The 20,873-nt window shown below is 40.8% G+C and carries 19 protein-coding genes; 17 read left to right on the forward strand and 2 right to left on the reverse strand.

What is annotated here, in order from left to right; genetic code table 11:
• The first annotated feature begins 87 nt into the window (after positions 1 to 87).
• The 15 genes from A6J77_RS05165 to whiA all read left to right on the forward strand — a co-directional run bounded on the left by A6J77_RS05165 (position 88) and on the right by whiA (position 17,035).
• A complete protein-coding gene (locus tag A6J77_RS05165; RefSeq protein ID WP_083068767.1) occupies positions 88 to 1,242 on the forward strand; it encodes an exonuclease SbcCD subunit D in 1,155 nt (384 codons plus the stop codon).
• Positions 1,242 to 4,415, forward strand: a complete 3,174-nt coding sequence (locus tag A6J77_RS05170) for an AAA family ATPase (protein WP_083068769.1) — start codon at positions 1,242 to 1,244, stop codon at positions 4,413 to 4,415. The genes A6J77_RS05165 and A6J77_RS05170 overlap by 1 nt, the downstream gene beginning before the upstream one ends.
• Before the next feature lie 111 nt (positions 4,416 to 4,526).
• Complete coding sequence (locus A6J77_RS05175) at positions 4,527 to 5,990, forward strand: DUF4097 family beta strand repeat-containing protein (protein WP_083068771.1); 1,464 nt, start codon at positions 4,527 to 4,529, stop codon at positions 5,988 to 5,990.
• A 1-nt stretch (position 5,991) separates the two neighbouring features.
• Positions 5,992 to 6,180 carry a PspC domain-containing protein gene (locus A6J77_RS05180; protein WP_083068773.1) on the forward strand — a complete coding sequence of 63 codons (189 nt, stop codon included), beginning with the start codon at positions 5,992 to 5,994 and terminating at the stop codon, positions 6,178 to 6,180.
• A 19-nt stretch (positions 6,181 to 6,199) separates the two neighbouring features.
• Positions 6,200 to 6,532, forward strand: coding sequence for a PspC domain-containing protein (locus A6J77_RS05185; protein ID WP_083068775.1), 333 nt, complete (start codon positions 6,200 to 6,202; stop codon positions 6,530 to 6,532).
• A 2-nt stretch (positions 6,533 to 6,534) separates the two neighbouring features.
• Entirely contained in the window at positions 6,535 to 6,888 is a 354-nt protein-coding gene (locus A6J77_RS05190; RefSeq protein ID WP_059133888.1) for a phage holin family protein, read from the forward strand.
• 298 nt (positions 6,889 to 7,186) lie between these two features.
• Positions 7,187 to 8,113, forward strand: a complete 927-nt coding sequence (hprK, locus tag A6J77_RS05195; protein WP_083068777.1) for an HPr(Ser) kinase/phosphatase — start codon at positions 7,187 to 7,189, stop codon at positions 8,111 to 8,113.
• 73 nt (positions 8,114 to 8,186) lie between these two features.
• A complete protein-coding gene (gene lgt / locus A6J77_RS05200) occupies positions 8,187 to 9,029 on the forward strand; it encodes a prolipoprotein diacylglyceryl transferase (protein ID WP_083068779.1) in 843 nt (280 codons plus the stop codon).
• 5 nt (positions 9,030 to 9,034) lie between these two features.
• Positions 9,035 to 10,114, forward strand: coding sequence for an NAD(P)H-dependent glycerol-3-phosphate dehydrogenase (locus A6J77_RS05205; protein WP_083068781.1), 1,080 nt, complete (start codon positions 9,035 to 9,037; stop codon positions 10,112 to 10,114).
• A 58-nt stretch (positions 10,115 to 10,172) separates the two neighbouring features.
• Positions 10,173 to 11,045: a UTP--glucose-1-phosphate uridylyltransferase GalU gene (galU, locus tag A6J77_RS05210; RefSeq protein WP_016897951.1), complete on the forward strand. Its 873-nt coding sequence runs from the start codon at positions 10,173 to 10,175 to the stop codon at positions 11,043 to 11,045.
• 202 nt (positions 11,046 to 11,247) lie between these two features.
• Positions 11,248 to 12,129, forward strand: a complete 882-nt coding sequence (gene trxB, locus A6J77_RS05215; RefSeq protein WP_396122135.1) for a thioredoxin-disulfide reductase — start codon at positions 11,248 to 11,250, stop codon at positions 12,127 to 12,129.
• A 224-nt stretch (positions 12,130 to 12,353) separates the two neighbouring features.
• Entirely contained in the window at positions 12,354 to 14,078 is a 1,725-nt protein-coding gene (locus tag A6J77_RS05220) for a phospho-sugar mutase (protein WP_083068785.1), read from the forward strand.
• Positions 14,079 to 14,150: 72 nt separating this feature from the next.
• Positions 14,151 to 15,038 (forward strand): RNase adapter RapZ, encoded by an 888-nt coding sequence (rapZ, locus tag A6J77_RS05225; protein WP_083068787.1) that lies wholly within the window; start codon positions 14,151 to 14,153, stop codon positions 15,036 to 15,038.
• On the forward strand, positions 15,035 to 16,066 hold the full coding sequence (locus tag A6J77_RS05230; RefSeq protein ID WP_083068789.1) for a gluconeogenesis factor YvcK family protein: 1,032 nt from the start codon (positions 15,035 to 15,037) through the stop codon (positions 16,064 to 16,066). The genes rapZ and A6J77_RS05230 overlap by 4 nt, the downstream gene beginning before the upstream one ends.
• Positions 16,067 to 16,090: 24 nt before the next feature.
• On the forward strand, positions 16,091 to 17,035 hold the full coding sequence (gene whiA, locus A6J77_RS05235) for a DNA-binding protein WhiA (RefSeq protein ID WP_083068791.1): 945 nt from the start codon (positions 16,091 to 16,093) through the stop codon (positions 17,033 to 17,035).
• Between the two features lie 394 nt (positions 17,036 to 17,429).
• Here the strand turns inward: whiA and A6J77_RS05240 are convergent, their stop codons facing one another.
• Together A6J77_RS05240 and A6J77_RS05245 are read right to left on the reverse strand one after the other, a co-directional pair.
• Positions 17,430 to 17,855, reverse strand: a complete 426-nt coding sequence (locus tag A6J77_RS05240) for a DUF1772 domain-containing protein (RefSeq protein ID WP_083068792.1) — start codon at positions 17,853 to 17,855, stop codon at positions 17,430 to 17,432.
• A gap of 196 nt (positions 17,856 to 18,051) precedes the next feature.
• Positions 18,052 to 18,432 (reverse strand): single-stranded DNA-binding protein, encoded by a 381-nt coding sequence (locus tag A6J77_RS05245; RefSeq protein WP_083068794.1) that lies wholly within the window; start codon positions 18,430 to 18,432, stop codon positions 18,052 to 18,054.
• 261 nt (positions 18,433 to 18,693) lie between these two features.
• Here A6J77_RS05245 and A6J77_RS05250 point away from each other — a divergent pair, with 261 nt between their 5' ends.
• Both A6J77_RS05250 and A6J77_RS05255 read left to right on the forward strand, forming a co-directional pair.
• Positions 18,694 to 19,419: a response regulator transcription factor gene (locus A6J77_RS05250; protein ID WP_083068796.1), complete on the forward strand. Its 726-nt coding sequence runs from the start codon at positions 18,694 to 18,696 to the stop codon at positions 19,417 to 19,419.
• Positions 19,420 to 19,421: 2 nt separating this feature from the next.
• Entirely contained in the window at positions 19,422 to 20,864 is a 1,443-nt protein-coding gene (locus A6J77_RS05255) for a sensor histidine kinase (protein WP_083068798.1), read from the forward strand.
• The last annotated feature ends 9 nt before the right edge of the window (positions 20,865 to 20,873 follow it).

The following is a 20,873-nucleotide window of genomic DNA, read 5'->3' on the forward strand; positions in this document are numbered from 1 at the left end:
AAAAGAACCACGATAAATATTACATTCATCTTGAAGCATAGTGTTTTTCTTTAAAATGAAAGATTATGAGAAGGAAGTGGGATAGTAGTGAAAATTGTACATACAGCGGATTGGCATATCGGAAAAGTGGTCAATAACCACTCTCTAATAGCAGACCAACGTGCTATATTAGATGACTGGCTTGAACAAACCGTCGCTTTAAAGCCTGATTTGGTGATTATGGCAGGTGATTTATATGACCGGACTTTACCTAGTGGTGAAACGGTTCAGTTAGTCAATGAAACGCTAACAAAAATGTCACAAGAACTAGCTTGTCCTATTTGTATTATCGCTGGAAACCATGATTCAGGTGAACGTGTAGGTTATGCTGCAGGTTTACTGTCAGGACAAGGATTACACATGGCTGGTGTCCCTAGCACCGAGATTCAAAAGGTTGAAGTTGGGGTCGCAGATGTGTATCTATTACCATTTAGCGATTATCTTACGATTAAACGCCTGTATCCTGAAGAAACTATCCGTAGTATTGAGGATGCTACTAAGGTACAGGTAGCGCGAATTAAGGACAAATGGGATCCTAGTCGGGTCAACATCATCCTTTACCATGGTTATGTAACAGCTGGGGCCATTGAAGGGGCAGGGGAAGACTTAGAAAAATCCGATTCAGAACGTCCCTTATCCATTGGTACTAGTGAATATGTACCCCATACTGTCTTTGATGGTTTTGATTATGTAGCGCTTGGTCATTTACACGGACCGCAACAAGTAGGTAGTCCGCGAATTCGTTATTCAGGTTCACCCTTGAAGTTTTCTAAGTCAGAAGTTCATCATCATAAGGGCTTTTTAGCGATTGACTTGGATAAAAAGGCAGACACTATTGAAGTTGTGAAGCATGAATTAAAGCCTGATAAGGATATGCGGGTTATTCGCGGACAATTTGAAGATTTGTTACAAGGACAATCAGATGACTATATCTTCTTTGAACTAACGGATGCCTATGCTCAGCATGAAGCTATGAATCGCTTGAAGAAACGGTACCCAAATGCTATGAGCTTAGAATATGTAGCTTTAGAAAATAGGCAGCGACAAGACTTGAAAACCAAACGTCACGAAGTGCAAGCAACACCTGTATGGGACCAGTTTGCCCAATTTTATCAAAATAATACAGACCAAGAATTATCAGCATTCCAAGCGGAAATTGTCCGTGATATTTTCCAATCAACCCTAAAGGAGGATAATGCATAGTGAGACCTATTAAACTTGAATTGCAGGCTTTTGGACCTTATAAAGAAAAAACGAGCCTAAACTTTACAGACCTAGGCGACCAGAACTTATTCTTGATTTCAGGGTCCACTGGTGCTGGTAAAACGACCATTTTTGATGCCATTGTTTACGCCTTATACGGAAAGACTTCTGGTTCATCGCGTGATATTAATGAATTAAAGTCGCAGTTAGCTGAAGATGAAAGTATTGCTTATGTACGGTTAACCTTTATGATTCACGGGAAAACCTTTACGGTGGAACGGATTCCCAAGCAAAAACGGCCGACAAAAAGGGGCTTAATTCGAGAGCAAAATGCGGAAGTAACCTTAGAAGGGGAAGATTTTTCACTAAATAAAACGCAAGAAGTGGATAGTAAGTTAGTTGAAGTACTTGGTTTGTCAGCAGATCAATTTAGACAAATTGTCATGTTGCCACAAGGTGAGTTTAAAAAACTCTTGGAAGCTAGCTCGGGCGAAAAGGAAGCCATTTTACGGACCATATTCCACACTGATTATTTAGACCGGTTCCAACAAGCCATTGCTGAACGGTTTAAGCAAGCTAATCAAGAAGTGGGCACCTTGAAAAAACAGGTAGACCAACATAGCCAGTCATTTGTGACGTTTGCGGATAATGAAGTGATAGCAATCGAGGAGAATGGTGATGAAGAGGTCGATACGGCTGACAAGAGCTTGACAGAAAAAGACCGGGTTCAAAATTGGGTAGATCAAGAGGACTATCAAAATCTTTCTGAATGGGCTGGAACTAAAGTAGCTGACTTGGACCAAAAGAATGCTGATTTAAGTCAACAAATCACTGGTTTTGAGTCTACTATTCAACAGCTAGAAGGCTTTATTAAGCTTTTAGCTAGACAGGATAAATTACATCACCAAGAAGCTTCCATCAAAGAACGTGAAGCGACCATTACTAGTGAACGAAAGTCTTTGAAACAGTACCGTGAAACACAAAATGCTTACCAGTTGATCCAACAAATTCAAAAACAAGCGCACAAACAGGGGCAATTACAAAAACTGGTGAATGAGAAAACGAGCTTATTACAAGAAGCGAATGGTCGTTTACAAACTGTTAAAGCAGAGCAAGATGAATGGCAAGACCAGATTCAACGAGTAGATAGCTTGCGGTCAGAATTGCAAGACTTGGCTATTCAAGAAAATAAATGGGATAACTATTTAATGCAAGAAGGTAGTCTGACCAAGCAGGTGGTTTACGGCCAAAGTTTGGTTGAACAAGCGACAAAATTAACCAGTCAGACTCAAGACCAGGAAAAAGCGTTCGAAGCTGGGCAAGCATCTCTGAAAAAACTGCAAGCAGAGCTAGCACAAGTAGGGGATATCAACCAACAACAAGTCTTAGTTGATCAAAAAATCTATCAATATAATTTATTGGAAAAAAATTATCAGGACATGGTGAAAACTAACCAACAGATTGCAGACCTTACTGTTCAAGTAGAAGCAGACCAGAAAGTCTATCAAGCAAAAGTCGACGAGCGAAATCGTTTGGAATTGGCTTATAGCCAAAATCTGGCAGGAGAATTAGCCAGTCAATTGGTTGAAGGTCAACCTTGTTTAGTTTGTGGATCTATTCATCATCCAACGCCAGCTACTATGCAAGAGGATGCAGTGACAAAAGAAATGGTTGAGGCAGGGGTGGATGCTGCGCAAACAGCTTTCCAATCTTATTCAAGTAAATCAGAGCGTCTATCTGCCATTCAAGGGACGTTTGACCGAATAATAGCTGACCAAGCTATTGAGGGCATAGCGACGGATGCGACGAGTAATTATGAAAAACTTGAAGTATGGCGGATTCATCTAGATAAGGAAGCTGAAGACATTCAACAAAGCAAGTCTCATTTAGATAAGTTATGCCAGACCAAGCAAGATTTGGACAAACAAATAAATGAATTGACGAAGCAAGTGGATGAAGCGAAGGCGACTTTGAATAATATGCAAATCGAGGCGTCAACTCTTAAAGGGCAAACAGCGTCCAACCAAAGCGCTGTTGAAGAATTGCGAAAAGAAATCGACCAATTAAAAGGTCAATTAGTTGGCAATTCAAAAGCTGTTGTCACAGCTGAATACCAGGCAAAAAACAAGACCTTAGCGGAAATTACAACTAAAGACCAAGAGTTGAAGACTCAATTAGATAAGCACCAGCAAGAAGTTGCTCAGCTAACCACACAGATTGCAGGATATAAAGATCAAATCAAGCAAGGGCAAGTAGAATTAGAAGCTGATCAAACTGCTTTGGATGAGGTGATGGCCGACCGTCAAGAAAGTCAGGAAGACATCCGTCAAATCCATGAAAGTCAAAAGAATTGGGCAGCTATTGAAAGTGAAATTCAGCGATTTGATAATGAGGTTTATGCCTTTAATGAAAATAAAGCAACAAATCAAAAAGAAATTGAAACAGCTGGCTTAGATGAAAATGCCGAGACTTACCAAGCGGAAATTGACCAAGAACGGGTTAAATTAGCTGAATTTAAAGCTATAAAAGATCAAGTGATTTCAATAAAAGCCCAATTAGACCATGCTATTTACCTATTTAAGGATAGTTTCGCATCCTACCAAGAAAAAGGGCGCCATTTCGGGGAACTATCGCTCTTAAACAAGGTAGCCAATGGGAAAGAGAAGGCTTATGGCTATATTTCCTTTGAGCGCTATATTTTAGGTTTGTATTTTGATGAAATTCTCCAATATGCTAATGAACGTTTGATGGCCATGACTCAAATGCGGTATGAATTTAGACGGATTGTCGAAGGACAGTCTGGTGCAGGGGCTAAAGGACTTGACCTAGCTGTCTTCGACTACCAAGCTGGTGGGGAGCGGTCGGTCCAATCCCTATCTGGTGGAGAAGGCTTTAAAGCTTCCTTAGCCTTGGCCCTTGGTCTGTCTGACGTGATTCAAAATGATGCCGGTGGTATTGAAATTGGCACGCTCTTTATTGACGAAGGTTTTGGTACCTTGGACCAAGAATCCTTGCAACAAGCGATTGAAACTTTGACTGAATTGCAACAAGCGAGCGGCCGTATTGTTGGGATTATTTCTCACGTGGCTGAATTGAAACAACAAATTCCAGTCCACTTACAAGTGTCCGCCAGCAACGGCGGGTCCAAAGCCTTTTTTACAGGGGTTCAATAGGGCTAAAATCAAACAATTGTGAAATTAGGTCCATAGACCTATGACATTTACCTCCAAAGTTGGCAGAATATAGATAACAAAGGAAAGCTAAACAACTAGGAGGTTGTCACAATGACGAATCATAAAGAACGTATTTTAAACTTAGTTAAAGAAGGCATTTTAACAAACGAAGAAGCGATTATCTTATTAGAAAATAGAGCGAACCAAGCTGAATCAAACCCTACAACACAAACGCAAGTTGAGGAAGAAAAAGATATCTTAGATGACTTTTATGCTGATTGGGAAAATGACCAAGCGATAAATCAAGATGATATTACTGGGCGTACACAAAAAGTGGCTATTCAAAAAGACTTGGAAGCGTCACTCGCAAGCAAGTTAACTGAGCGTCAAAATTTGGTTAACCAAGAAGAAAAATCTGAAGTGACTTATATTGAAATTGACCGTTTGACTGAAGAAATCAACCAATTGACGGAGCAAATCCACCAACTGAAAGAAGATATTATTCAAATCGATGCGGAAAATCCAAGACCATCAAGAGCGAAGGCACAAACAGATTCAAATGTTGACGGACGCGAACCGATTGAAGAAGAAACTGAAGCAGGTGCGTACGACTACAAAAATATCGTTGGCGACTTCTTCACTAAAACACGGTCAGTTTTAGACCAAGTGCAAGATAAGGTATCAAAAACCGTGAAATTTGAAAAGGGTAGCGGATCAATTCCAATTCCTAAATTGATTACCCATGATTTTGAAGCGACCTATGAATACACTGAACCATTATCAATGGTGGATATTCAAATTGCGGCTGGTCAAATTGAGTTAACATCTTGGGACCAACCAACTACGAAATTAACAGTCGTTGGTAAATTATACGGCGATTACGAGGAGAAAGATGCGCAAACTGCCTTTGAAAAAAGAGCAAACCTAGAATTTGTTGACGGGGCCTTAAGCTTGAATATGATTTCTCGTTTTATCAAGACAGATATTGTGGTACAAGTGCCAAAAGACCGCTTAGATTTTATTAAAGCGAGAACAATTTCTGGCCCTGTAACGGTTGAAGATATGGATACGAATGATATCTACATCCAAACAGTTGACGGCGCGATTAGTATCGAAAACTTTACAGCTTCAATGATTGAAGTGGATACGAAAAATGGTCAATTAACCTTAAACGATGTGGAAGCCTTGGATTTAGTGGTGAAATCATTGAATGGTAGCCAACGATTGAAAGGTCACGTAGAAAATGTATTAATGGAAACCTTAAATGGGGACATCGTGATTACAATGGATGCAAAACCTTTAGTTCGTGCCCAAGTAGAAACAAAAAATGGCGATATTAAATTGAATATGCCAGCAGGTACAGCGGTTGATGGGGTAGCCCACACCAACCAAGGTGAAATTATGTTCCGATCAGATTTGATTAAGAGTCAATCACAAGTGAACGATCAATTTAACAAACAAAAAGCATTTTACTATGATGTAGCTGGAGAAAAGGCTTATCGAGTAAACTTGAAGACAATGCGTGGTAATATTCGTGTGAAAGATGATGCTGATATGCGTAGAGGAGAGATTTAATATGTCAGGGAGATTAATGAAGTCAAGAAAAGATAGTTACTTATTTGGGGTATGTGGTGGTATTGGTGAATACTTCGGTATTTCTGGTAATTTAGTCCGTATCATCGCAGTATTATTAAGTTTGGCACAGTTTCCAGTTTGGCTAATCTACATTATTTTAATTTTTGTAATGCCAAACAGAAGCCACTAAGAAGGTAGGAGTGAATAGAATGGCTAAGAAATTAACAAAATCACGTAATGACGTAAAACTAGATGGTGTTTGTGCCGGGATCGCTGAGTACTTTGAAATTGACCCAACGATTATCCGTATAATCTTTGTCTTCGTCACACTTTCTGGCGGAGCTGGGTTACTGGTTTATCTATTGTTAGCATTGATTTTACCAAGGGATGAAGGTCGTACACGTGTAGACAGACAGGACCGTGACGAATACCGTCAGACTAAATTATTTGATGCTGAAGATCAAGACGACTATAATGAATCTATCTATAATAAAGATTCAAAAGATACTCTTGATGAGGAAGAAAGTTGGCGTGATTTTTAATTATGAGACGATTTATTTTAGCAACACTGATTGATGCTTTGGGCTTGATGGCTATTTCATGGATTCTTGACCCGAATGTATATGTGGCAGATTTTTGGTCAGCAATCTTAGTAGCTATCGTATTGAGTATTGTGAACTCAATTATTCGTCCTATCGTAAACTTGTTGGCATTACCATTAAATATCCTAACATTCGGCTTGTTTAGATTAGTCGTAAATGGCTTTATGTTTATTATCGTAGGATTGTTCTTCCCAACATCCTTTGTATTCGCAAACTTCTTTTACGCAATCGCCGCAGCCTTCTTGTTCTCGATGTACCATTGGTTCTTTGAGAAATTTATCGAAGCCGGGAAATAATGAAGGATGTGAAAAATGTCGCTTAGACTCGTAACGGTGGAAGTTTAAGGCAGTAAATGGCGAAGTCAGCTACAACTTAAGCTGAAATGCAGTCCTGGCTGGAGGCTCGAACCCGACTAGGGTGCGAGAGCCGACGCAGTCGAATCTATATTTTTAAATCCTAATCCGCTTGTTGATCTGAATGCCAGATTGACGAGCGGATTTTTCTTTTTCACAAATTACCACTTATCCAACTGTCCATATGGGTCTAGTATGGTAAAATAGGGGCAAAGTGACTTGTTAAGAAAGGAAACCGTATATGAAAAAGGTAACCGTGAAAGATTTAGTCGAAAAATTTGATTTTGAGGTTATTTGTGGTGCAGATTATTTAGACCGCGAGATCATTACCAGTGATATTTCAAGACCTGGTTTGGAAATTACCGGCTATTTTAACTACTATCCTTCTGAGCGTGTCCAATTGTTTGGACGTGCAGAGCATACATATTTGTCTAGAATGACTTCGGATGAGCGTTTGTTAATTATGCGCCGTCTCTCCAAAGAAGATACACCATTCTTTATTTTCTCTAGAGGTTTACAACCGGAATATGAAGTGATTCAAGCTGCTGAAGAAAATCATATTCCTGTATTAATTTCAACAACAACGACGACCCGTCTGTCTAGTAACTTAGCGGAAATGTTGCATGCGCACTTAGCAGAGCGGATTTCAAAACATGGGGTATTTGTGGATGTATATGGGCTGGGTATTATGATTACTGGCCACTCTGGTGTAGGTAAATCAGAAACCGCTTTAGAACTTGTAAAAGGTGGTCACCGCCTGGTTGCTGACGACCGGGTTGACTTCTATCAGCGCGACGATACCACCATCATGGGCGAAGCCCCTGAAATTCTACGGAATGTCATGGAAATTCGCGGACTTGGGATTATTGACGTGATGACACTTTACGGGGCGGGTGCAGTCCGTAAAGAACAACAGCTAAACCTGATTATCGACTTGAAAGACTTGAAGAAGGATGCGAAGTTTGACCGCCTGGGTACTGCGGAAGAGCGTGAACAAATTTTAGAGGTGGCAATCCCTAAAATTACCATTCCTGTCCAAACTGGACGGAACATTTCAAGTATTATCGAGGTAGCAGCTATCAACTTTAGAGCCAAATCAATGGGCTTTGACGCTGCACAAATGTTTAATGACCGTTTAACGACACTTATCGACAAAAACAAATTATAAAAGCCCTATACTGTGACAATAAATAGTAAAAGGGATGAACAACTGCCATTAACAAAAGGAGAGAAAGAACAAAATGATGAATATAGCTGCAATAGATCCAGTCGCTTTTGACATATTCGGTTGGCCAATCCGTTGGTACGGGATTTTTATCGGGGCTGCTATTTTACTAGCCCTTACATTTGCTTCAAGAGATTTTCGTCGTAAGGGTTGGGATGAAGAATTTATTTTAGACGCAGCTGTATGGACCATTCTAATCGGTTTTATCGGCGCGCGCGTCTACTACGTCCTATTTGAATTGGACTACTATCTACAAAATCCAGGCGAAATCCTACAAATTTGGAACGGTGGGATTGCCATTTATGGTGGTGTCATCGCCGGAGGTTTAACCTTGTACTTCTACGCTAAATCGAAGAAAATGGATCCTTTATTTGTAACGGATACCGTAGCACCTTACCTATTACTAGCGCAAGCCATTGGTCGTTGGGGTAATTTCGTTAACCAAGAAGCCCATGGTGGGGAAGTGACCTTAGAATTCCTACAAGATACCTTACATTTACCGCAATTTATTGTAGACGGTATGCACATCGATGGGGCTTACTACCATCCAACTTTCCTGTACGAGTCAGTCTGGAATATCCTTGGGGTTGCCGTCCTATTATTCGTCCGTTCACGTAATAAAACCTTGCGTATTGGGGACACCACCTTACTTTATCTGATCTGGTATTCATTTGGCCGCTTCTTCATCGAAGGGTTGCGGACAGACAGCTTGTGGTGGGGACCTTTCCGTGTCAGCCAAGTATTATCCGCCGTCTTATTCATCGGCGCATTATTGATTTTTGCCGCACGCCGCATGAACGACAAGTATTATGAATACTACTCTGAACACAATGGTCCAGCTTACAAATCAAGTAAATAGAAAATATGCCCATAGAATGGAGAAGTGATGACGTGACGTCCAAAAATATTGCCGTACTAGGCGCTGGCTCATGGGGAACAGCACTTGCCATGGTCCTTGCAGAAAATGGCCATCAGGTGACCTTATGGACCCATAATCCAGACCAGGCTCGTGAGATTCAAACCACTGGGAAAAATGACCATTATTTACCTGATCTAGTGTTGCCGAAGAATATTATTGCAACAAATGATATGGCCCTAGCCTTGGACCAGGCAGACTTAATCAACTTTGTCGTGCCCACCAAGGCCATACGGCAGGTAGCAAGCCAGGTGGTTGCTATCTTGCAGGAGAAAAATGTGCACGAATTACCGGTCATTATGCACGCGGCTAAGGGATTAGAGCAGGGCACTCACTTGCGGATTTCTGAGATTCTAACGGAAGTCTTCCAGCCAATCGGCCAAGCGCGTGTGGTGGTTTTATCCGGACCAAGTCACGCAGAAGAGGTGGTCAAACATGATATTACGGCCATAACAGCGGCTTCAATTGATGACGAGGCCTGCCACCTAGTCCAAGAAGTATTCATGAATGACTACTTTAGGGTTTATACCAATCCGGATATCATCGGGGTTGAACTGGCAGGATCATTGAAAAACATTATCGCACTAGGTGCTGGTGCCTTAGTAGGTGCAGGTTATGGGGACAATGCCAAGGCGGCTTTAATCAGCCGAGGGCTTGCTGAAATTACCCGGTTAGGAGTGGCCATGGGGGCTGATCCACTAACCTTTATGGGCCTTTCAGCTGTCGGTGACTTGATTGTTACTGCCACCAGTGTCCACTCAAGAAACTGGCGGGCGGGTCAACAAGTTGGTCAAGGTCAAGCGGTTAAAGATGTTGAAGACCACATGGGTATGGTTGTTGAAGGGTTTGCGACAGCTGTTTCAGCCTATGAATTGGCCCAGGAAGAGGGCGTTGATATGCCGATTACCCAAGCAATTTACAAGGTGATTCAAGGTGAGTCTACTATTCAAGATGTGATTGCCACTTTAATGGCTAGAGAACGCAAAGGTGAATTGCAATTTGAAGATGACTTGAAGGATATTTTTTAAGGGCAATTTGAGTTATAATGAAGTTAGAAAATTTAGTAGATAAATGGAGGATTCATTCATGGCGAAAGTAAGAAAAGCGATTATTCCTGCAGCAGGGCTAGGTACACGGTTCTTACCTGCAACAAAGGCGATGGCGAAAGAGATGTTGCCGATTGTTAATAAACCAACGATTCAATTTATCGTAGAAGAGGCCTTGGCTTCAGGAATTGAAGATATTCTAATTGTTACTGGAAAAAGTAAACGACCAATCGAAGACCACTTTGACTCAAATGTGGAGTTAGAGTCTAACTTGGCTGATAAGGGCCGTGATGACTTGCTTGAAATCATCGGGGAAACGGTTGGTTTAAACCTATTCTTCAAACGTCAATCTTATCCAAAAGGGTTAGGAGACGCGGTATTACAAGCAAAAGCCTTTGTTGGTGACGAGCCTTTTGTCGTAATGCTTGGGGATGACTTGATGGTTGACGAAGTGCCATTAACGAAACAATTGATTGACGCTTATGATGTCACAAAAGCGTCTAACATTGCGGTAATGCCTGTACCACATGAAGATACAGATAAATACGGGGTAATCGATCCTGAAGCGCAATTCTCTGAAAAAATCTACAATGTAAAACAATTCGTTGAAAAACCAAAACCAGAAGATGCGCCATCAAACTTGGCGATTATCGGTCGTTACTTGTTAACACCAGAAATCTTTGACTTGTTGGAAACACAAGGTGAGGGTGCTGGTAACGAAATCCAATTAACAGATGCCATTGACCGTTTAAACAAAACGCAACGCGTGTTTGCGTATGAGTTTACTGGTCGTCGTTATGATGTTGGGAATAAATTGGGCTACATGCAAACAAGCATTGAATATGGTCTTGAACAAGACGATATCAAAGAAGGTTTGAAAGAGTACTTACTATCCATCGAAGATGAACTTTAATTCATTAGAGAGTTTTTGTGAAAGATTGTAATTAGCTTGAGCTAGTTGCAATCTTTTTCCCTTAAATCGTGTTAGAATGGTAAACGATGTTAAGAAAAGCAATTGATTATAAAAATGAAAAATTACAAGAAAGGATGTGTACAATTTGGCAGAAGAAATTCAAAAATTTGATGTAGTTGTGGTTGGTGCAGGACCAGCGGGTATGACTGCTGCCTTATACGCATCACGGGCTAACTTGTCCGTAGCATTATTAGAACGTGGAATCCCTGGGGGCGAATTGGTCAATACAGCGGATGTCGAAAATTACCCTGGTTTCAAAAACATTCAAGGACCAGACTTGGCCAATGAAATGTACGAAGGGGCAATGCAATTTGGTGTGGTCCACGAATTTGGGACGGTCACTAAAGTAACGCCGAATGAAGGCGCACATTTACTAGAAACAGATATGGGTAAAACTTACCAAGCTAAAGCGATTATTATCGCAACTGGTTCTGTTCACCGTAAATTGGGTGTGCCAGGTGAAGATAAATACTCAGGACGCGGTGTATCTTACTGTGCGGTTTGTGACGGGGCTTTCTTCCGTGATAAAGACCTTCGTGTAATTGGTGGGGGTGACTCAGCTGTTGAAGAAGGGACTTACTTAACGCAATTTGGTAAAAACGTGAATATCGTTCACCGTCGTGACGAATTACGGGCTCAAAAAATCTTACAAGACCGTGCTATGTCTAACGATAAGGTTGATTTCACCTGGGATACAGTTGTCAAAGAAATCAAAGGAGACGACATGAAAGTCACTGGTTTAGTCGTTGAAAACGTGAAAACTGGTGAAATCACTGACGTGGATACAGATGGTGTCTTCATTTATGTTGGTTTGATTCCAAATACCGAAGCATTTGCTGATTTAAACATCACAGATGAAGAAGGTTGGGTCATCACAGATGAAGATATGCAAACAAATATTTCTGGTATCTTCGCCATTGGTGACGTTCGTCAAAAGAAATTGCGCCAAATTTCAACAGCAGTCGGTGACGGTGCCATTGGTGGTCAAGAAGCCTTCAATTACATTGAAACACTAAACGACTAGTTCTAAATATCATATAAAACAGCTAAAGCAAGGTGGATGTGCGTTAGCTTGAAGGGGGTAGGCTTTGGTCTACCTCCTTTTTGATTGAAAAAGGACGAATCTTCATTTAAACTAGCACCCTATATGAAATTGCCAATCAGCTTGTCTTTGATATATCTTTTTTTATAAAATTTGATACAATAAGGTTAAGATGTTATCGCTTTTAAAATTAGGGAGGCTACATGATGAACTGGAAAGAAACTTACTTACAATGGCGTAATTTTGAGAACTTAGACGGTGCTTTGAAAGAGGATTTGGCGTCTATTGAAGCTGACGAAAAATTGCTTGAAGATGCTTTTTATCAACCATTGAGTTTTGGTACAGCTGGTATGCGCGGTATTTTAGGTGCCGGCATTAATCGGATGAATATTTATACCATTCGTCAAGCGACTGAAGGATTGGCTAACTTACTAGAAGATTATGGTCAAGATGCGAAGGACCGCGGGGTGGCGATTGCTTACGATTCTCGTCACATGTCGCCTGAATTTGCTATGGAATCGGCGAAAACTTTAGGGGCACACGGGATTAAATCTTACGTATTTGAAGCATTACGCCCAACGCCTGAATTGTCATTTGCAGTTCGTGAATTAAATGCCTTTGCGGGAATTATGATCACAGCTTCTCACAACCCAGCTGACTACAACGGCTACAAGGTGTACGGTGAAGATGGTGGACAAATGCCACCATTGGACGCGGATGCTGTAACGGCCAATGTACGTGCGGTTGAAAACCCATTAACTGTTGAAGTGGGCGATGAAGCAGCGCTTAAGGCTGAGGGCACAATTACGATTATTGGTGAAGAAATTGACCAAAAATACTTAGACAATATGAAGGCTGTTGTAGTGGACCAAGCTGTGATTGATGAGATGGCTGACCAAGTATCTATCGTTTATACACCGTTACATGGTACGGGTCAAATGTTGGTGGAACGGACTTTAGCTGACGCTGGGTTTACCAATGTCACCTATGTGGCTGAGCAAAAAGAGCCGGATGCTGATTTTTCAACGGTTAAATCACCAAACCCTGAAGAAGCGGGAGCCTTTGAAGTGGCTGAAAAGTATGGTAAGGACAATAACGCGGATATCTTAATCGCGACTGACCCGGATGCTGACCGCATGGGTGCAGCTGTGAAATTGCCAAATGGTGACTACCAAGTGATTACTGGTAACCAAATTGCTGCTTTAATGACGCATTACATTTTAACCGCTAAGAAAAATACAGGTACATTACCTGATAACGGTGTGATTTTAAAATCCATCGTATCAAGTGAAATGCCAACAACGATTGCCAAATCATTTGGCGTTGAAACAGTTGACGTATTAACTGGATTCAAATTTATTGCGGAAAAGATCAAAAACTATGAAGCTGATGCTAGCAAGACTTTCCTATTCGGTTTCGAAGAAAGTTACGGATATTTAGTGAAAGCCTTCGTTCGTGATAAAGACGCCGTTCAAGCGACTTTATTATTAGCTGAAGTAGCCGCTTTCTACAAGAAACAAGGTAAAACAGCTTATGACGGCTTACAAGACTTGTTCGCTGAATACGGTACCTACCAAGAAAAAACAATTTCTGTAAGCTTACCAGGTCAAGAGGGTGCAGCGAAAATTGAAGCCATCCTAAATAATTTGCGTGGGGAAGGTTTAAGTGAAATCGCTGACCAAGCAGTTGTTGGAACTGAGGACTACCTACAAGATACGCGCCAGTTTGCTGACGGTACTACTGAAGCCTTAGGCATGGACAAATCAAATGTATTGAAATACTATCTGGCAGATGAAACATGGATTGCCGTTAGACCATCAGGTACAGAACCAAAAATCAAGTTCTATATTGGTGTGGTCGCTGATTCACTAGAAGCAACACAAGCAAAAATTAAGGCATATGAGGCAGCGTTAAACGACTTAACGGCTTAAGTGTATGCTGTCTGGCAGCTTTATCGATAAAAGGGCAACCTTTCATCTCCCCTTTAAGGAGGAAAAAACAAATTGAATGATCAATTAAAATTAGTCATTATCACAGGCATGAGCGGTGCCGGTAAAACGGTCGCCCTACAAAGTTTTGAAGATATGGGTTACTACTGCGTGGATAATATGCCCCCGTCACTATTACCTAAATTCTGGGATTTAATCAAAGAAACAGGGAAAATCAGTAAAATCTGTTTAGTGATTGATTTACGTTCACGTTCATTCTTTGATGAGTTATTAACAGAGATTAATGGTATGGACAACACAAACACCATCGAAATGTCCGTATTATTCCTAGAAGCGGATGATCAGACTTTAGTGGCGCGTTATAAAGAAACACGGCGTGCCCACCCACTTCAAAAAGATGGGGTTTCTGTCTTAGAAGCGATTCAAAAAGAAAAAATCTTATTAAATGATATTCGTAAGGAATCTTCAGTGATTGATACGACCAACTTAACACCGCGTAAATTCCGCGAGTTATTGTTGACCGAATTCCGATCTGAAGATGAGGGTACCTTCACTGTTAACGTCATGTCATTTGGTTTCAAATATGGTTTACCAATTGATTCAGATATCGTGATGGACGTCCGTTTCTTACCAAATCCGCATTATATCGATGAATTACGCCCGTTAACAGGACTTGATGCACCAGTTTATGACTATGTCATGTCTCAGCCAGAAACAGAGACTTTCTACCGTAAGTTTACTGATTTATTAGATTTTGAATTACCTTTATATGAAAAAGAAGGGAAGTCTAGTCTGACGATCACTATCGGTTGTACAGGCGGTCAGCACCGCTCAATTGCCTTGACTGAACGTGTTGCCCACCATATCCAAGACCTAGGTTACAAGGTCAACATCATCCACCGTGATCGCACAAAAAGAAAAGAGTCGATGAACCTATCGTGATTAATAAGAATCCACGTCCGGCTAGACGGCCAAAGGTTGCGGTTATCGGAGGCGGAACGGGCCTTCCTATCTTGTTGGAAGGTCTCAAGAATGCTGATTGTAATGTGACAGCCATCGTCACAGTAGCTGATGATGGTGGATCGAGTGGATCTTTACGTAATGCAGTCAGTACAATTCCTCCAGGAGATATCCGTAACTGCCTTGTTGCGCTATCGGACATGAAGAAAATATATAAAGATGTATTCCAATACCGTTTTAGTGAAGAAGATAAAGAATTTTCTGGTCACGCGATTGGGAACTTAATTATTGCAGCCATTGCCGAAATGCGGGGCGATACCTTTGCCGCTTTGCGTCTACTTTCTTATATGATGGAAGTGGATGGCAAGGTCTTGCCAGCTTGTGAGGAGGCACTTGTTTTACAAGGACATTTTGCAGATGGGACCATGATTGAAGGGGAAACGGCTGTTGTATCCCACCCTGACCAAATTCAAGAAGTGACTGTTCGCTTGGCTAATGACCGACCGAAAGTGGATGTGTCGGGTAACCCAATCACCAGTCCGCGTGCTGGGCGTGAAGTGGTGTCAGAAATAATGCAGGCCGATATGGTCATTCTGGGCCCAGGTTCTTTATACACGTCTATTTTGCCAAATGTGGCAATCGAGGAAATTCGAAACGCAATTGTTGACACGCCCGCCAAAGTTGTCTATATTTGTAATATCATGACACAACTTGGCGAGACTGAGCATTTCTCAGATGCAGACCATGTACGTGTAATTAACGAACACTTAGGGGCTAAGGCGATAGACACGGTGCTATTGAATAAAACCCCAGTACCCTTTGAATACTTGGAGGGTGCCAGTGAAAAGGACTATTTAGTTCAAATCACACAAGACCGTCAAGGCTTGGCAGAACAAAAATGTCAGGTGGTTGGCTGTGACTTTTTAAATCTTGAAAAAAGTGGGGTTTACCACAACCAGGATAAATTAGTCGGCGCTATTATAGATGTCATGAACGATCGCATAAAATAAAGTGAATAAGAAAGAGGTGAGCTGGTGGCTTCATTTGCAGGAGATGTAAAGAAAGAACTCACTCAGCTAACAGTGGACTATGAGCACGCGCGTTCAGAACTAGCAGCCATTCTACGTATGAACGGATCGATTTCCCTTATGAATGGGCAATTAATCTTAAATGTACAAACAGAAAATGCCGCAATTGCACGACGAATCTACTCACTGTTGAAGGAATTTTTTCATACCCACGGTGAGTTGGTTGTTCGGAAGAAAATGAAACTAAAGAAGAATAATATCTATATTGTGCGGGTTAAAGACCGGGCTGAGGAAATCTTGAAGGATTTAGAAATTCTAGATACTTTGGTTATCAATCCAAATATTTCAGCTGAAATGATGGAGAATGAACAGCGGAGTAGGTCATACTTGCGTGGGGCATTCTTGGCTGGTGGGTCAGTGAATAATCCTGAAAAATCAGCTTATCATTTAGAAATCTATTCCGTATATGAAGAGCATTGCGAAGACTTGGTGACTATGATGAACCAGTTTAATTTAAATGCGCGCTCAGTCGAACGTCGGTCTGGTTATATCGCTTATTTAAAAGGGTCAGAACAGATTGCTGACTTCTTAGCCCTAATTGGGGCCACCTCTTCTATGCTAAAGTTTGAAGATATTCGGATTGTTCGCGACATGCGGAATTCAGTCAACCGGATTGTCAACTGTGAGAATGCCAACTTGAATAAAACGGTAACAGCAGCTTCCAAGCAGGTTGAAAATATCGAATTGATTCAATCAACCGTTGGGATTGGTGAGTTGCCTGAAAAATTACAAGAGATTGCATTACTGCGGTTGGAAAACCCAGAGGCATCCATTAAAGAATTAGGGGAACTGGTTGACGGTGAACCGATTTCTAAATCAGGTGTCAACCACCGACTACGTAAGATTAACCAATACGCTGAGCAATTAAGAAATACAGCAATTACACAATAGAATAAATTTAGAAGAATAGATATAGAATAAAGCGATTTGACAGTGGGTGACTGCTTGAGAATCGCTTTTTTTGATTGCAATTTTCATGGATCTAAATATTTGGTTATAGTAGGGGGCAAAATTCAGTATTGGTCATTTATTGTTTTGTATTACATAATATTGGATGATCATTCAGCCAAATGATTGTTCAGTAAAAACGCCTTAAAAAAATTCACGATAAAAAAGCCTTGTGGGTGAAGATTTTCTTCAGACACAAGGACTTTTCTATAGCTGATGCATGTGCAGGTGACCAGCAAGTACTAGGATTGGTTTAGTGAATAATCAGGTGACGGTAGGCTAGTTATTTAATGATGGTATGTTTAATCACTAGATGTTGGTGTAGCTAATATTATTATTAGCTGATTGCTAGGGCTAAGGCGACAAGGGCAGACCCAGTTCTCACATGGTTCCACCTAGACCATTGTTGTACAAAGTCAGTCCAATCGGTTCGGATTTTCCGGTTAGCTAGTTGGCGGTTTAGTGGCATATTGAAGGCGATAGTTACGCAGATGACACCGACAAAATAAATTACAAAGCTCAGATATATTTGCCAGCCAATGGGGTTGCCTAGCAAAATCATCGCAATGAATAAAAATAGCGGTGCGAAAAAACTGCCTAGAAATTGGTCGTTTTCAACCTGCTTATTGATGTCCTGCATAATCCTTTGGCCAACGTTACCGGCTTGTTTACCAAGCACTGGCATGATGGTGTTGGAGAAAGAAAAATAGAATCCTAGTTGGATGGCTAGGCAAAGGACATAGACAACCTGAAAAATAGACATACTTGCTTCCCCCTAACCAGAATGTGTTCTACAATAGTTTCACTAATAGCTTTTATTAAACGCCTGAATTCGAGTCTATATAAAAGCCTTTCTTTAAGTCTATTGTACTGGAACATTTTTCTACTGGAAAGTGTGGGACCTATCTAAATCAGGATGGGTCTAATTTAGGACGAGTTAATCAAGTTTTCTATCTTTTTTAATCTAAAATCAGGGTTTCAATATTGGCCATTAATTGTTCATCTGGATTTTGTGGTTGATCAATGCTAATTTTCTTGCGAAGGAAAGTCACTTCAGACACTTGAACTTCAATTGTTGATACATTTTGCCCTTGTTTATTCTCAAACTGGTGCATGCGTAATTGACCAACAACCGCTAATTCATCGCCTTTTTGCATATAGGTATCAATGAGTTTAGCCGTCCCATTCCAAGCGGTAATTGGAATAAAGTCGACGTAGTCAGTCCCATCTTTCCCTTTGCGGTTAATGGCTACTGCATTGTTGACCACTTGGCGGTTATTTGAAATTTCAGTTAGGGTGACTTCTCTGGCTAGACGTCCGATTAATTGCACTTGATTCATTTTTCATCCTCCTAAGGTTTCTGACTCAATAGAGGTTACCCCTCCAATCTATTACATACGTATTTATTCGCCAATTCCCCCAAAAAAGTTCATATTTTTTTGAAATTTTATAAAATTAAACCAAAAGATAGGTAAAGATAGCCGGTCGGTAGGTATTTTAGGGTACAATATAGGAGAATAGAGATTCTGTCCTAAACCACCCAATAGTAGCGCCGGACTAAATATTAAAGGAATAATCTGACTTATAAGGAGGACGAAAACATGAACATCTTGATGATTGAAGATAACGAAAGTGTTGCAGAGATGATGAGTATGTTTTTTGAACAGCAAAAAGACTGGGAAGCGACGTTTATCCAAGATGGTGAAGAGGGCTGGCAACACTATTTAGCTAACGAGGAAACGATTGAAATGGTGATTTTGGATTTAAACTTACCAAGTAAAGATGGGATTCAAATCTGTCGTGACATCCGCCAACAAAATAAACAAGTACCAATTATCATGCTGACTGCTCGTGACGCAGAAAGTGAACAAGTCCTTGGTTTAGGCCTTGGTGCAGATGATTACGTGACCAAGCCCTTTGACCCAATCACCTTTATGGCCCGGATGCGTGCATTATACCGCCGTAGCCAATTGACTGAATCATCAGTTGAAGCCGCAGAGGAAAAGGACAATGCGGACCAATTTGACATCCAAACAGAATTTATCCGGATCAACAGCCAAAACCGTGAAGCCTTCTATAAAGACCAATTAATTCAACATTTAACGCCAAAAGAATTTGAAATTCTACAATTGTTGGCTCGTCATCCAAAACAAGTATTCACACGGGAACACTTACTGACAACGCTATGGGAAGACCCATTCTACGGGGATGAGCGTACAGTAGATGCCCACATTAAAAAGCTACGTCAAAAAATGGAAGAGTATGGACCTCAACTTATTCAAACAGTCTGGGGAGTAGGCTATAAATTCGACGAAAACGGTGTTTAACCATGAAATTGAACTTTTTTTACCAACAAATTCTCAGCTTTCTAGTGGTCATTGGTATGACCATAGTAGCCATGGGGGTGACTTTGTTTTCTTTTTCAAGGGACCAAGTGCTCCTAAGGCAAGAACAACAATTGAATGACATTGCCCAATTTATTTCAGGGCAAACCATTTCACCCGAATTCTTATCTTCAATGGAACCCTTACTGCAGTCGTCCAATATGAAGTTGTTCTATTTTAATGCGGACAACGAATTGATTTATCCAACCGATGAAGCAGCGACCATTCCAAATAATCAGTTGACGGATGAAGAATTGAAGACGTTAGAAAATGGTCACGACTTGAATTTACGGACTTTTGAAATGGGCTTTACGGAAAAAGTCGGAGATGCCTTAGCCATCTTCATGCCGCTAACCAATGCAGAAAACCAGTCCTTTGCGGGTTACTTAGTTATTGGGGTGCCGTCTAGTCAATCTGATGCCATTATTGATAACCTGATGCACAATGTGGTTAAAGGAATCATGATAGCCTTGATTATTGCGGTCATCTTTTCAGTGATTATTGCCGGATACCAAAATAAACGGATTCGCCGAATCCAGGAGGCCACTCAAAAAATTGCGCAAGGTGACTATTCGGTTCGTTTAGAGGTCAGTAATATTGATGAATTTGATGATTTAGCTAAGGACTTTAACCAAATGGCGGTTGCCTTAAGGGAGTCTGAAGTGGAAATCGACCGACAAGAAAACATCCGCCGTCAATTGATGATGGATGTGGCCCATGAAATTCGGACCCCGCTAACGACTATGATTGGTTTATTAGAAGGATTAAGACAAAAAGTATTGCCTGAAGATAAAATTGACCGGTCTGTGGATTTGATGTATAAGGAAGCCAACCGATTAAATCGGTTAGTTAACGAAAATCTGGATATTGAGAAAATCAGATCTAATGAAATTGTATTGAAGAAATCAAAATTCAATGCAGCCGAAGTTTTAAGGGATATTTCGCTCCAATTATCAGAAACAGCCAAAGTTAAACACATCAAATTTGAATTGGATATGCCAGATGAAGTGCCGATTTATGCTGATTATGACCGATTCCACCAAATTATCTTCAATATCACCCAAAATGCGGTACAATTTACCGATTATGGCGAAATTTTTATGTCTAGCGCCTTTCAAGATGGGGAAACTTATATTAAAATAAAAGATTCAGGTATGGGCATGACGAAAGAACAAGTCGAAAATATCTGGGAGCGATTCTATAAAGCAGATGTTTCCCGGAAAAATAATGAATTCGGTGAATCTGGTTTAGGTTTATCGATTGTTAAACAACTCGTTGAATTACACCAAGCCACTATCCACGTGGAGAGTGAAGCAGGCGTTGGGACAATATTTACCCTGGTATTTTACGACCGTGAAACATTGGCAGAAAAAAATAAGGTCGAATAGCTTTTAAAG

This window comes from Aerococcus viridans (assembly GCF_002083135.2).
In the GTDB taxonomy this organism is placed as follows: domain Bacteria; phylum Bacillota; class Bacilli; order Lactobacillales; family Aerococcaceae; genus Aerococcus; species Aerococcus viridans_C.